The organism is Paraburkholderia eburnea, assembly GCF_002917095.1.
Classification (GTDB): domain Bacteria; phylum Pseudomonadota; class Gammaproteobacteria; order Burkholderiales; family Burkholderiaceae; genus Paraburkholderia; species Paraburkholderia eburnea.
This window is the reverse complement of sequence record NZ_PQGA01000001.1, coordinates 372,661-386,032: the sequence shown is the minus strand read 5'-3', so window position 1 is coordinate 386,032 and position 13,372 is coordinate 372,661. Positions and strand designations below refer to the sequence as shown.

Annotated in this window: 9 protein-coding genes; 7 read left to right on the top strand and 2 right to left on the bottom strand. The window is 65.2% G+C overall.

The features are described from left to right. Positions 1–9 precede the first annotated feature (9 nt). Genes B0G62_RS01725 through B0G62_RS01710 form a run of 4 tightly spaced genes read left to right on the top strand, consistent with a single transcriptional unit; the run spans position 10 to position 4,872 of the window. Positions 10–1,143, top strand: coding sequence for a glycosyltransferase family 4 protein (locus B0G62_RS01725; protein WP_103701913.1), 1,134 nt, complete (start codon positions 10–12; stop codon positions 1,141–1,143). Then, positions 1,131–2,366, top strand: a complete 1,236-nt coding sequence (locus B0G62_RS01720) for a glycosyltransferase family 4 protein (protein ID WP_103701911.1) — start codon at positions 1,131–1,133, stop codon at positions 2,364–2,366. Before B0G62_RS01725 ends, B0G62_RS01720 begins: the two co-directional genes overlap by 13 nt. Positions 2,367–2,409: 43 nt before the next feature. Further along, on the top strand, positions 2,410–3,330 hold the full coding sequence (locus B0G62_RS01715) for a glycosyltransferase family 2 protein (protein ID WP_146055190.1): 921 nt from the start codon (positions 2,410–2,412) through the stop codon (positions 3,328–3,330). 30 nt (positions 3,331–3,360) lie between these two features. After that, on the top strand, positions 3,361–4,872 hold the full coding sequence (locus B0G62_RS01710; RefSeq protein WP_103701907.1) for a hypothetical protein: 1,512 nt from the start codon (positions 3,361–3,363) through the stop codon (positions 4,870–4,872). 123 nt (positions 4,873–4,995) lie between these two features. Here B0G62_RS01710 and B0G62_RS01705 read toward each other — a convergent pair whose 3' ends face one another. Further along, complete coding sequence (locus B0G62_RS01705) at positions 4,996–6,123, bottom strand: acyltransferase family protein (RefSeq protein WP_103701905.1); 1,128 nt, start codon at positions 6,121–6,123, stop codon at positions 4,996–4,998. A 344-nt stretch (positions 6,124–6,467) separates the two neighbouring features. Between B0G62_RS01705 and B0G62_RS01700 the strand changes: the two genes are divergently transcribed. Further along, positions 6,468–8,501, top strand: a complete 2,034-nt coding sequence (locus B0G62_RS01700; RefSeq protein ID WP_103701903.1) for an acyltransferase family protein — start codon at positions 6,468–6,470, stop codon at positions 8,499–8,501. A gap of 245 nt (positions 8,502–8,746) precedes the next feature. On the opposite strand, the gene B0G62_RS01695 is transcribed toward B0G62_RS01700, so the two are convergent. Next, complete coding sequence (locus B0G62_RS01695; protein WP_103701901.1) at positions 8,747–9,826, bottom strand: acyltransferase family protein; 1,080 nt, start codon at positions 9,824–9,826, stop codon at positions 8,747–8,749. A 359-nt stretch (positions 9,827–10,185) separates the two neighbouring features. On the opposite strand from B0G62_RS01695, the gene B0G62_RS01690 reads away from it, so the two are divergent. Together B0G62_RS01690 and B0G62_RS01685 are read left to right on the top strand one after the other, a co-directional pair. Continuing rightward, positions 10,186–11,952 carry a glycosyltransferase family 39 protein gene (locus B0G62_RS01690; RefSeq protein WP_146055189.1) on the top strand — a complete coding sequence of 589 codons (1,767 nt, stop codon included), beginning with the start codon at positions 10,186–10,188 and terminating at the stop codon, positions 11,950–11,952. A gap of 64 nt (positions 11,953–12,016) precedes the next feature. After that, a complete protein-coding gene (locus B0G62_RS01685; protein WP_167401165.1) occupies positions 12,017–13,303 on the top strand; it encodes an acyltransferase family protein in 1,287 nt (428 codons plus the stop codon). The last annotated feature ends 69 nt before the right edge of the window (positions 13,304–13,372 follow it).

Here is a 13,372-nt window from a genome sequence, read left to right as displayed (position 1 = left end):
CACACGTCAATGAAATCCAGTCAGTCCGGTTCGCTCGTCATCAACGGACGCTTCATGGGCCGTCGCGCCACGGGCGTCGACCGCTTCGCGTTCGAGACGGTGCGCGCGCTCGACGCGCTCATCGACGCGGGCGAGCCTGCCGTGGCCGGGCTGCGTGCCGAGATCGTCGTGCCGGCGGCGCTGCATGCGCTGCCCAATCCGTTCAGGCATATCGCGCTGCGTGCGAGCGGCGCGGGTGCGGGCGTGCGCTGGGAGCAACTGGGGCTGCCGCGCGCGGCGGCGGGCAGTCTGCTGCTGAATCTGTGCAATTGCGCACCGCTCTTTTACGGCCGGCAGGTTACGGTGCTGCACGATGCGGCGCCCGCGCGCGTGCCGGAAAGTTATAGCCGCGAGTTCGTCGCGTGGTATCGGCTCATGGCGCCGCGCATCGGCCGCATCGCGCGGCGCGTGATCACGGTGTCGGAGTTTTCGCGGCGCGAACTCTGCGACGCCTATCGCATTCCGTTGAGCAAGATCGGCGTGGTGCCGGAAAGCGGCGAGCACATGCTGCGCGTGAGCGCAGAGGGCGCCGCCACACCGAAAAAAACCGCCAGATCCGGCGTCCACGAGATCCTGCACGGCGGCCGTCCCTTCGTGCTGGCGGTGGGCAGCCTGAACCGCCACAAGAACTTCCGGCTCGTGGCGGACGCGGCGCGGCTCATCCCCGACGCGCGCTTCGACATCGTGGTGGTGGGAGGCGGCGACGCACGCGTGTACGGCGCGGCGGACGGCGCGCTGCCCGACTTCGTGAAATATCTCGGCTATGTCAGCGACGAGGATCTGGTCGCGCTTTATCGCGATGCGGCGTGCTTTGTCTATCCTTCGCGCTACGAAGGATTCGGGCTGCCGCCAGTCGAGGCGCTCGCGCTGGACTGCCCCGTGATCGCCTCGTGCCTGCCCGCCGTGGTGGAGGCATGCGGCGACGCGGTGCTGTACACGTCGCCGGACGATCCCGCCCAACTCGCGGCGCTGCTCGAACGCGTCACGGCGGACAGCGCGTTGCGCGAAGCGCTGCGCGCGCGCGGGCGCGAACGCACCGCTGCGCTGACGTGGCGCACGACGGCAGTCAGGCTCATCGAGGAGATATCGCCATGGCTCATGTAACGCAGGTTGTGCCGGCCGCGCAGGGAGGCTTCCCGATGGGCGATATGCGGCGCTTCGGGCGCGTGGCCGTCATTCACGACTGGCTGGTCGCCTACGCGGGCTCCGAGAAGGTGCTCGAACAGATTCTCCAGATGTGGCCGAATGCCGATCTCTTCAGCGTGGTGGACTTCTTTCCCGAGCCATTGCGCGGCGCGCTCGGCGGCAAGCGCGCGAGCACCTCGTTCATCCAGCATCTGCCGCGCGCGAAGTCGTCGTTTCGCGCCTATCTGCCGCTCATGCCGCTCGCCGTCGAGCAGTTCGATCTGTCGGGTTACGACCTCGTGATTTCGTCGAGCCACGCGGTGGCCAAGGGCGTGCTGACCGGGCCCAATCAGGTGCATGTGAGCTACGTGCATTCGCCGATCCGCTATGCGTGGGACCTGCAGCACCAGTATCTCGCGGAGGCCGGCATTCAGCGCGGTCTGCGTAGCTGGCTCGCGCGCACGATGCTTCATTACATGCGCATCTGGGACCAGCGCACGGCGCATGGCGTGGACGCTTTCGTGTCGAACTCCGAGTTCGTCGCGCGGCGCATCCGCAAGGCTTACGGATGCGATGCGTCGGTGGTCTATCCGCCTGTCGATGTCGAGCGCTTCGGACTTGGCGCCGAGCATGACGACTACTACCTCGTGGCGTCGCGCATGGTGCCCTACAAGCGCATTCCGCTGCTCGTCGAGGCGTTCGCGTCGATGCCGGAGCGGCGCCTCGTCGTGATCGGCGACGGGCCGGACTTTGCGCGCGCCAAGGCGCTCGCGACGCCCAATATCACGTTGCTGGGCTATCAGCCGGACGGCGTGCTGGTCGAGCACATGCAGCGCGCGCGTGCTTTTGTGTTCGCCGCCGAAGAGGATTTCGGCATTTCGGTGGTCGAGGCGCAGGCCTGCGGCACGCCGGTGATCGCGTTCGGACGCGGCGGCGCGCGCGAGAGCGTGGTCGATTCGCAGGACCCGGAGCGCGCCACGGGACTCTTCTTCATGGAGCAGAGCGTGACGTCCATCGTTGCCGCGCTGGAGCGCTTCGAAGAACATGCGCCGTTTCGGCCCGAAGTCTGCCGGCGCAATGCGATGCGCTTTTCGGGCGAGCGCTTCAGACGCGAATTCATGGGCGTCGTCGAAAGTACGGTCGATTCGATACGCGGCGCGGACGAACTGCCGCTCATCAATTCCCGCCGGCGCCTTGCCTGAAGAGCGGCGCGCCCGCAAAAAAACGGATCAATTCGGGGGATTCATGAAGAAATACGTAGTCGTGGCGACGAAAGGGCGACCGTTGGAGACGCGCGTGCTGCTCGATATGCTGGCGGCCCAGGACGCGCGGCCCGACGTCGTGCATATCGTCGGCGCATCGGTTGGTGATCTGCCGGACGTCGCGGGCCATCCGCTGCTTGCGCTCGCGCGCGTGGAGATGCGGCTCGCGAGGGCGCCGGGGCTCACGATACAGCGCAACGCGGCCATCGAGGCGATCCTCAAGGACGCGCCCGACGAGGCTGGCGGCGAGCGCTGGTTCGCCTGCTTCTTCGATGACGACTTCCGCCCGCATCCGGGTTGGCTGCGCCACTGCCAGGCGCTGTTCGAAGGCCAGAGCGACGTGATCGGCATGACGGGCCAGGTGCTGGCCGATGGCGTGAAAAGCGGCGGCGTGAGCGAGGCCGACGCGCTGCGTTACCTGTCCGGCGAAAAGCCGCGCGAGTTGCACTGGGCATCCGGCTCCGACCGGCGCGACGCGGGCTGTGCGTACGGCTGCAACATGGCGTTCGTCGATCGCGTGTTCCGCGCGCACCGCTTCGACGAGGCCCTGCCGCTCTATGGCTGGCAGGAAGACTATGACTTCACCGCGCGCGCGCGCGAACTAGGCGCGGTCGTCTACGAGCCGTCTTGCCTGGGCGTGCACCTGGGCGTGCGCAGTGGCCGGACCTCGGGCGTGAAGTTCGGCTACTCGCAGGTGGCGAATCCGCTGTATCTCGCGCGCAAGCACACGATGCAGCGCTATCACGCCTGCCGCTACATTGCGCGGCATCTGCTGTCGAACCTTTATCACAGCCTGCGCGGCCATCCGCTCTTCGATTACCGGGGCCGGCTCAAAGGCAATCTTCTTGCCCTCGCGGACATCGTGAGGGGCGTCAATCACCCGCTGCGCATTCTCGATCTTTGAGCGTGCAGCGACCGGTCGACGGAGGCTAAATTGGGACTGACGGGCTTTGGTGTCATCGTATTCGTGTGCGGCCTGCTGGCGCTCAATGCGTCGTATCGCTGGTCGGTGTACGGGCTGGCTTCGCTTGCGATGTTCGCCTGCGCGTCGGCGCTGGTCTTGCCCGGCAACATCAGCATCCTGCCCGCCAACCTGTTTCTGGCCTTTTTCGCGATACGCGCGTTCAACCTCGGCGGGGGGGCGCAGTTCGGCCGCGTCGTCGAATTCGGCAAACCGGGTTTCTGGCTGCTCTGCACGGTGCTCTGGGCCGTGTTCGGCGCGATCGTTCTGCCACGCGCGCTGGCCGGTTCAACGCTCGTCTTCACGATCGACCGCAATGCCGTCGATCCGAACCAGGCCGGCATGTTGCAGCCGCTCGGGCCGGTATCGGGGAACCTGACGCAGTCGGTGTATTGCGTCGGCGATCTGATCGCTTACTGCTGCATGGGTGTGTTCATGAATTGCCGCGGCGCGTACCGCGTGCTCGCGAACGGCATCCTGCTGGTGGCGGGCCTGAACGTGGCAGCGGGCGTGATCGATATTGCCTCGCATGCGGCGGGCGTGGACGTGCTCTCCGTCGTCAAGACGGCGCAGTTCGCGGATCTGTCCGGCTGGACGCTGGGTGGGCTCGTGCGCATCAGCGGAACCTTCAGCGAGACGGCGGCGTTCGCCTATTTCACGATCGAGATGTTTGCGTTTTGCCTCGTGCTCTGGCTATTCGGCTATCGTCCGAAGACCTCCGGGACACTGGCAGCCGGCAGCGCGCTGCTGCTGCTGCTGTCGACCTCGGGCAGCGCCTATGTGGGGCTTGGCGGCTACCTGGCCGTGCTGGTCCTGAGCCGTCCCGGCCAGATCACACGCATCGCCGAGGCGCGCAAGCTGCGCGTGTTGATCCTCATGGTCAGCCTGGGCGTGCTGGCGGCGCTCTACATCGGGCTGTTCATGCCGTCGGTGGTGAAAGCGCTCAGCGATTTCGTCGAGATCACCGTGCTCAGCAAGGCCGATAGTGCGTCGGGCGTCGAGCGCGCGGGGCTCAACGCTCAAGCCATGACGAACTTCTTCGAGACCTACGGGATCGGCGTCGGCATCGGCAGCCAGCGAGTGTCCAGCTTCGCCGTGGTGGTGCTGGGGGGGCTTGGCGTCGTGGGTACGGTCTGCTACGCGCTCTTCATTGGCAAGACCGCATTCGCGCCGATCCAGCGGCACTATCCGCTCGAAGAGCGGGCGATCGCGTATGCGGCGCGCCACGGCGTCTTCGCCGCGCTGATTGTCGCTTCGGTGAGCGGCTCGACGTTCTATCTGGGCCCGTGCTTCTACATGCTTGCGGCTGCGGCGGGCGGTCTCTCGGTGCCGCTGCGCCGGCGCGCCGTCGCGCCGCCGCCGCGTGTGCTGGCGGTTCGGGACGTGCCGCCGGAAGTCGTCACGCGCGACGCACAGGCGACTCGCCTGCCGTTGCGGGCCGCGTCCGCGCGCCATCGTTCGCTCGTATCAGGGCGCGGCGCGTGAGGCCACGCGGGCGGGCGTGACGATCTTCGCGATCTCGCTGTGCCCAGCGATGCCGGCGAACCAGTCTATCCAGACGATCGCGGTCGAATCATCCCGCTTCGACGATTCGAGCGCGTTTGACGCTCAGCGTGCGGCCGGTTCGGGCATGCCATCGGCGGCGGCCTGTTGAGCACGTACGCGCGTGCGTGCGAGACGCGCGCGCGTCCAGTCGAGCGCGGGCTTTTCGATGCCGTGCCACGACAGCCACGCGAGCGCCACGACGAAGGGCGTGGCGATCAGCAATGCGACCAGATGCCCGAGTGCCGGCCAGAAATGCGCGACGGTCTGCTGAACCGGGAAACCGTAGATATAGATCCCAAACGAATAGTCGTTGCGCGGAGCGAAGCGATGCAACAGCGGTGTTGTGCCGATCCACAGCACGCCATACGCAAAGGCGGGATAAAAGAGCGCATGGGCGAGCGGCGTGCCGCGCATGCACAGATAAACGGCGCAGAGTGCCGTGGCGGTCCAGCCGTTGATATCGACGTGTTCGCGCAGCGCGTAAAGCAGCATGCCGCTCAGGAACACCAGTTCGGGATGGAAAGCATAGCCTCCCTGCGCGAGCGGGGCGAGGTGCCGCCAGGCCAGGTGAAAGTGCGGCGCGAAATAGGGGCGCACGAGCAGGGGAGCGAGGCCGATCAGCAGCGCGACGACCATTCCGCGCGGGCTTTTGAGCAGGCCGAGCATACCCGCGACGAGCACGACGACGTAGTAGCGGACTTCGACGGGCAGTGTCCATAGCGGCGCGAACATCGCGTCGGGCACCGGATTGTCGCTGAATACGCCCGGCAGCAGGATGCGGCGGCCGAGCGTGACCGTCGAAAAGCTGTCGAGATTCGCCCAGGTCGCGCTCGACGCGAAATATTGCCGCCACGGCAGATTCGTGAGCAACGGCCCCATGACGAAGATCGCGAACAGCGATGCCACCGCCACCGCGGGCCAGATGCGCGCCGCGCGCAGGATCAGATAACGCGCGGGCGAGCGTTGCCGCTCATAGCTCGCGGTCACGAGCAGACCGCTCAGTAGAAAGAACGCGAACACGCCCAGGCTTCCGGAATAGTCGAAGCCGAGCCACGCGGTGACGAAATCGATATGGCCATCCGGCTTCTGGACGATGATCGAATGGGCGTAGACCACCGCCGACGCCGCGACGAGGCGCACCAGATCGAAATTATTGCGTTTGCGGCTAAGGGAGTGCGACAGCAGGGACATGGGGCGGCTCCTCGGAGGTGACGCGGCGCGAAGGCTCAGGCGCGAACGACGCCTGCGTAGAAGGCGACTCCTGCATTGTGGCGGCGTCGCACGGGGGCGCCTGTGCGCGCCACCACAGTGCCGGGCAACGCGCGCCGCCCGGTGCGCGCTCGCATGCTGTGCCGGGGCGAACGTGCGGCGAGCGTGAGGTAGGCAACAGTGAGCCCATTGGGCGCCGCTAACATGGCTGCATTGGATCGCACCGCGCGCGATGGCCGCGCCGCGGGTGCGCGCGGCAGCCGGGAAACGGCAGCGCACGATCGACCCGCGATCGACCCACGACCGGCAAAACGAGTGGCGAACCCATGAGCATTTCGACAGACAAGGCGTCGGTGGCGTACCGATCGGATATCGACGGCCTGCGCGCGGTCGCGGTTGCATCCGTCGTGATCTTTCACGCGTTTCCTGACTGGCTGGCGGGCGGCTTCGTCGGCGTCGATATTTTCTTTGCGATTTCGGGCTATCTGATTTCCCGGCACATCATCGAGTCGCTCGCGAAGCAGCGCTTCAGTCTGGTGGACTTCTACACGCGGCGCGTCAAACGCATTTATCCCGCGTTGATCATCGTTCTGATCGCAAGCCTGCTCGCCGGGCTTGCCTTGATGGCGTCGGGCGAGCTGACCCGGCTGTCGGGCGATGCGCTGGCGAGCGTCCTGTTCCTCGCGAACATCCACTTCTACACGACAGCCGATTATTTCTCCCAGGGCGCGGCGGCGAGTCCGCTGCTGCATCTCTGGTCGCTGGGCGTCGAGGAGCAGTACTACATCGTCTGGCCCGTCGCCCTGTTCGTACTGTGGCGTTATACGAGCCGTCGCGTGGCCGTGGCGGCGATCGCGCTCGCGATGCTTCTGTCATTCGCGGCCAGCGTGCTGTTGAGCGCTTCGCATGCGAACGCGGCGTTCTATCTGCCCGTGACACGGGTTTGGGAACTGCTGTTCGGCTCGATGCTCGCGTGGTTCGAGGTCGCGGGCTTTGCGGGATTCGCGTCGGCGCGGCCGCTGATCGCGCTGCGCGGCCGCACTATGCTGCGCGTTCGCGATGCCGTGGCGTCGCTCGGGCTCGCGCTGATTGTTGCGAGTGCGCTGCTCTACGACCCGAAGATCGTCTTTCCCGGCTGGCGTGCGGCGCTGCCGGCGGGCGGCGCGACGCTGGTCATCGCCGCGGGGCGCGAGGCGTGGCTGTCGCGCCGTGTCCTTTCACTGCGGCCCTTCGTCTATTGCGGTCTGATCAGCTATCCGCTTTATCTCTGGCACTGGCCGATTCTCGCGTTCCTGCGCCTGCTGAGCAGTGGAGCGCCGTCCACGCTGCAACTCGTGCTGGCGATCGCGGCGGCGGTGGCGCTGTCCGCGCTCACGTTCAACTGTATCGAGGCCCCGGCGCGCTACAGCACGCCCGCGCGCAAATATCCGTTGCGTGTCGCGGGCGCCCTGTTCTGCGCGATGATGAGCATTGGCCTGTCGAGCTACGCGATTTCGCGCGACGACGGCTTGCCCGGCCGGTTCCCCGACGCCACGTTCGGCGCGGATCAGCAGCACTGGGCCTACAGTGGCGACTGCAAGAAGGTGTTTCCCGCTTCCGACTTCTGCATGATGCCTGGCGGAGACGGTCGTGCGCAGATCGCACTGCTGGGCGACAGTCACGCCAACCACTATTACGAAGGCTTGCGCACCGCGCTCGGGAGTGGCCATGCCGGACTGCTTGCGGTCGGCAGCGGCAACTGCCCGCCGTTTTTCGGCATCGATATCCACCTGGGGGGCTATGTCAAGCATTGCGCCGCCCTGTTCGACAACGTGCTCGACTACGTGATCAGGTCTCCGGATATCCATACGGTGATTCTGTCGAGCTATGCCATATCGTCGATCAAGGGCGGCTTCGATTACGACGAAGGCAGTTATATCAAGCTCGTGGCCCGGGACGACCCACGCACCGGCGAAGACAACCTGGCGGTTTATCTCGCAGGCCTGCGGCGCACGCTAGAGAGACTCACGGCGGCGGGCAAGAACGTCGTTTTCGTGCTCGATACGCCCGAACTCGACTTCGATCCGAACACTTGTGTGCGCCGCCCCGTACAGTTTTCGGTGCGCTCGCCGTGCGCGATCTCGCGTGTGAAAGTGGAGCAGCGGCTGACGGCGATCCAGCAGCGTATCGAAGCGACGCTGGCCGAATATCCGCAGGTGCGCGTATTCAATCCTGTGCCGCTACTGTGCGACGCACACAACTGCTACGCGCGTCACGGCGGAAAGTTCCTTTATGCCGATCGCGATCACCTCTCGTCGGATGGCTCGATGTTCATGGGCAAGTTGCTGCTCAAGGACGTGATGCCGGGCAGCGGCGTTTGACGGTCCTGAGCGAGCGGCGCGCGAACGAGGATTCGCCGCTTACGCTCTTTTCTTCCGGTTCACCCGGCGTTCCCTTGCCAACAGACAATGACGCTGGACGCCCGCCAGGCCGGGCGTCCAGGGTCATTGTTTGTGTACGTGCCGGAAGTTGTGGCCCGAAGTCGCGGCCCGAAGTTGTGGCCTGAAGCCGCAAAGTCCGGCTCCAGGTCGTGAACTGCCGCCTCAGGTGATGGGCAGCACGGTCGTTACGCGGTTTCGATCAGGCGGCGGCGGTTCAGGCGCGCATCGATCAGTTGTCGCCCGAGCTTCATGGTTGGCAGCTCGAACTTTCGGTACGAGATGACGGACAGCGCCATCGCTGCAGGCGGGAAGACGAGGAGGAACAGCACCGCCTGCAGCACGGCGCCGACCGGCAGGTGATAGACCAGCATCGAGCAGATGCGCATGACGAACAGGTGCGTCAGATAGAGGCTGTAGGACGCGTCGCCGATCAACGTGAAGCCCTTCGGCCACGCGATCTGGCTGCGGCCCATCACGAATCCGCAGAAGATGGCCGCAGCCGAGAGTCCCCAGACGATGCCGCGCAGATCGAAGTGGCCGGCGGCGGGAAGATCCAGAAGCAGCCAGCCGCCCATGCCCGCACTCACGAACACGCATTGCGCGAGCGCGCCGATACGCCATCCCGATAGTCTGAGCTGGGCGAGCAGGGCGCCGTAGAGGAATTCCAGAATGATCGAATGGGTCCAGCTTTTCACGATGATGTCGTCGGGCTGGAACCAGGCGCCGAACACCACGAGCGAGACGAACACCACCAGCAGCGCTGTGAATACGCGCCGAACGCCCAACAGCAGGATCAGCGCAATGATTGCGTAGAAGAACATCTCGTAGTTGAGCGTCCAGCCTAGCCCGAGCACCGGTTCCGGCGCGCCCGTCGCTGGATTGATCGATGGCGTGAACAGCAGCGATCGCAGCACATAGGGCGCCGAAAACGCGTGCTTGTGCTTGAGGGCCGGCGCGAGCACGCCGATCGCCACCGACAGGAGCGTCGTAAGCCAGTAAAGCGGCACGACACGCACGGCCCGCTCGCCGATGAAACGGGCAGCGCTCGCGCCGCCCGGAGGCTGGCCGGAAATGATGTGCATCATCACGAAGCCGCTGACGACAAAAAAGATATCGACGCCGAACAATCCCTTGTTGTTGATCGTATGCCAGACCGATGGCCAGAGTGCGGGGCTGTTCGTGCCGATTTCGGCCGCACCGTGGCAGAAGACCACGAGTAGCGCGGCGACGGCCCGAAGAATCTGAATGGAGTCGAGTTTTTTCATGGCGTGGAATTCGCGTCGGATGAACAGAACGAGGTTGTCCCCAGTCTGGAAATGTTGCCATTGCGTGGAAAAGAGACGAGCGGAATTTCGTCTGCAGTGAGGGGCAGGCCGCATAGGGCCGCCCGGCCGGTTGCAGTGCGTCCTGCGTTCCCGTGGCGTTTTGATCGCGCTTGGGTTGGAGAGCGCACAGAGGTGAGCGGCGTGCGCCCCTAGAGTGCGTGCATAGTCTTGCGCCGCGCTGGCGGCGCAGGTCCTGGTCCAAAGCAGATCGGGACGTGGCCTGGGTGTTGCCGCCGCATCACATCGGGCAAATCCGGATCGGCGTGCGAGGGGGGAACGTGACCAAACGAAGCGAATTGTTGCTAGTCATCCTTTGGATGACGGTGGCCGCCTGCGTGGTTTACGTGGCAACGGGCAAACCCAGCCTGGGTATCGACGATGCGCAGATTTTCTTTACCTATGCGCAGAACGTCGCCAGCGGAAAAGGCCTGCTTTACTCGCCCGGCGTGCCGCCGGCCGAAGGCTACACATCGACGCTCTGGACGGCGCTGTGCGCTCTGATGTTCTGGATTCACGCGAACGAAATCGGCGTGCTCGTCGTTTCCATGCTGCTCGTCGTGATCACGCAGATGCTCGCGTTGCGTCTCATCGACACGCTGCTGTCCGGGGCGCGCGCATGGCAGGCCAGGCTGATCTACGCGGTGTTGATCACGGTGTCGCCGGCCTATCTGTCGTGGACGACGATCACGCTGATGGACACGGGTATCTGGAGCACGCTGATCGTCTCGATGGTCTACGTGCTGCTTCTGCCGCCCGCCTCGCGTTCAGGCTGGGCGCTCGCGGGCGCGGTTTTCTGCCTCGCGCAACTCGCGCGGCCCGAGGCCACGGTGGTCGGTCCCGCGCTGCTCGCGCTGCTCTGGCTCAAGCTGCGCAGCCAGCGGCATTCAAGCGCGCCGGTGTGGTGGATACTCGGCGCGATGATCGCGACGACACTCGCGCTGACTGCCTTCAGGCTGGCGTACTTCGGCTATCCGCTGCCGAGCACCTATTACGCGAAAGTGTCCAGTTCGACCTGGTACAACCTGCAAATCGGCTTCGGCTATCTCGCGCGTTATGTGCTTGGCGGCAACGTCGCTTTCGTCGCGGCGCTCGTGTGCGTGCCGTTCGGGTGGCGATTGCTGACGCGGCTCATACGCGCCTTGCCTCGCGGGAAGGCGCTTGTCATATCCGACGGTCTGGACGACGCCTGCCAGTTGCTTGCGGCGGTAGGCCTGTTGCTGCTCGCGCTGCCGGTCAGCGTCGGCGGCGATCATTTCAGCCTGTCGCGCTTCTATCAACCGGCCTGGCCGGTGTTGTGCCTGCTGCTCGCTCTCGGCGCCGTGCGGCTGGTTGCGTCGGCGCGCCTGGCCGGCACGCGGATCGGCGCGGTCAACGCCGGGCACGTCTGGGCCACGCCCGCAGCCGTGGCTTGCCTGGCGGTCCTGCTGTCCTGCACGTCGCTCAAGGATTCCTGGCTTGGCATCGCGCGGCACGGCTCGCCGCTCGCGCCAGAATTCCGGGCTGGCCTGAACGGCGAGAAAATCGGCGAGGCGATCGATGCGGTGTTCGCGCGCGCGCGCGTCGCGCCGCCGACGATCGGCGTCGTGGCGGCCGGCGGCGTCGCGCGCACGTATCGCGGCCCGATCATCGACCTGATGGGCCTGAACAACGCCTTCATCGCGCATTTTCCGGGTGACCGCATGGGCGTGAAAGACCATGCGGCTTTCGAGAAAGCGGCGTTCTACCAGTTGCCGGTCGATATGGTGATCAGCTCTCCTGCTTATTCGTGGGACGACGTGGTGCTCAAGCGAATTTTCTACGATCCGCGCTTCACGTCCGCGTGGCGCTTTGGCGTCGTCTATCTCAAGGCCGATCCTGCGGTGCGCTACGAAAGCTTCTACAGCACGAAGTTTCTCAAGTCGCTCGATGCGGACGATCGCCTCGCCTATCGGGACAGCATGGTATTCAACCCGGCGAGCGGCATGTGGGAAAAAGCACCCTCCGCACCCGTAGTGGCTGCGAGGCCGCCCAGGACCAGCGTGCGCGTCGAACACGCGAGCGGACATGCATCCGGTTCGGCGGCATGAGCTACATGAGCTGCATGAGTCGTGCACGGGACGCGCTGGCGAAGGGCATGACAGGGGAGTGAACATGGCCACCATTCGAGCCGCTTTTCGATATCTGCACGACTTGCCTGCGCGCGTTGGGCGGCCCCTGTCGCGAAGCTATATTCCGGAGCTGGACGGGCTGCGATTTCTGGCGCTGTTCTTCGTGCTCGTGTGGCACGCGTCGATTCGCGCAATGCGCGACTATGCCAACGTGACCGGACCGCAAGGCGGCGATGGCTACTACTGGTTCTTTCCACATGGCGAAGTCGGCGTGATTCTGTTCTTCTTCATCAGCGGTTTTGTCGTCTCGCAGCCTTTCCTGAGCCGGCCCAGTCATGAATGGAAAGTCAAATCGTTCTACGCCCGCCGCTTCATCCGGATCTATCCGCCATACCTGATCGCGCTGAGTCTGTGCTTCGTCGCGCTGAAAATCGTCGGCTACGTGCCCGCCGACGCCAAGTCCTTCAACGCACCCGGCATGTCGCTGACGTCGAGCTATCTCGCGAGCGCGTTCTATCTGCACAGCGCGGTGTTCAACAGCGCCTCACGGCTCGATCCGCCGATGTGGTCGCTCGAACTGGAAGTGGCGTTCTATGCGCTCGCGCCGCTGTTGTTGCTCGTCTACACGCGGATTACGTCGAAAGCGGCACGACTGGGGTGCCTTGGTGCGGTGGTGGCCTGTCTTTTGCTGGCCACCGTGTTCGCTTCATCGCAATTCAGCGTCGACGGCCGCTATCGCTGGGGGCTGCTCTGTCATGGCTATCTTTTCCTGCTCGGCATCGGCGCGGCCGATATTGCGGGCGATCGCCTCTCGCGCGAGCGCAGGACCCACGCGCTTTTCGATCTGCTGTTCGTGGCGGGGCTGGCGAGCATCGTCGGCGTGGGCCTTTACCTGTCACGTATCGACGCGCGGCTGTCCGGCGCCGGCGCGACTTCGGCGCTGTTGTTCTCCACGGCCGCAGCGCTTGTGATGGTGTTCGCCGGCGCCTTTTACGGCACGCTGAGTTCGCGCTTTCTGCGTCTGCCGTGGATCCGTCTGATCGGCACCATGTGCTATTCGGTCTATCTCACACACATCGTAACCATGCAGGCCTGCGGCGAAGTGCTGGACCGGCTGCTTCGATTGCACGATGCAACGCTGGTCTGGGCGACTTATTTCGTCATCCTGATTCCTGCCGCGTTGACGGCGGGGCTGGTGTTTTATCTCTGCATCGAGCGCCCGTTCGCGACGCTCGCCGCCTATGGCGGGCGGCGGGCGCGGCCCGCGGCCGTGCCGGTATCCACGCCCGCAGCGGCGGTACCGCGTGCCTCGAATCTCCAGGGGAATTGAGCGCGGGGCACACGAACCGGGCGCGCCGATCGCGCCGCATCCCTCGACGGGACCGGCGCGATCGGCGCA

Coding starts and splice junctions, on each gene's coding strand:
- B0G62_RS01695 (WP_103701901.1), bottom strand. CDS start 9,826: ATGAAAAAACTCGACTCCATTCAGATTCTTCGGGCCGTCGCCGCGCTA.
- B0G62_RS01720 (WP_103701911.1), top strand. CDS start 1,131: ATGGCTCATGTAACGCAGGTTGTGCCGGCCGCGCAGGGAGGCTTCCCG.
- B0G62_RS01705 (WP_103701905.1), bottom strand. CDS start 6,123: ATGTCCCTGCTGTCGCACTCCCTTAGCCGCAAACGCAATAATTTCGAT.
- B0G62_RS01700 (WP_103701903.1), top strand. CDS start 6,468: ATGAGCATTTCGACAGACAAGGCGTCGGTGGCGTACCGATCGGATATC.
- B0G62_RS01715 (WP_146055190.1), top strand. CDS start 2,410: ATGAAGAAATACGTAGTCGTGGCGACGAAAGGGCGACCGTTGGAGACG.
- B0G62_RS01725 (WP_103701913.1), top strand. CDS start 10: ATGAAATCCAGTCAGTCCGGTTCGCTCGTCATCAACGGACGCTTCATG.
- B0G62_RS01685 (WP_167401165.1), top strand. CDS start 12,017: ATGGCCACCATTCGAGCCGCTTTTCGATATCTGCACGACTTGCCTGCG.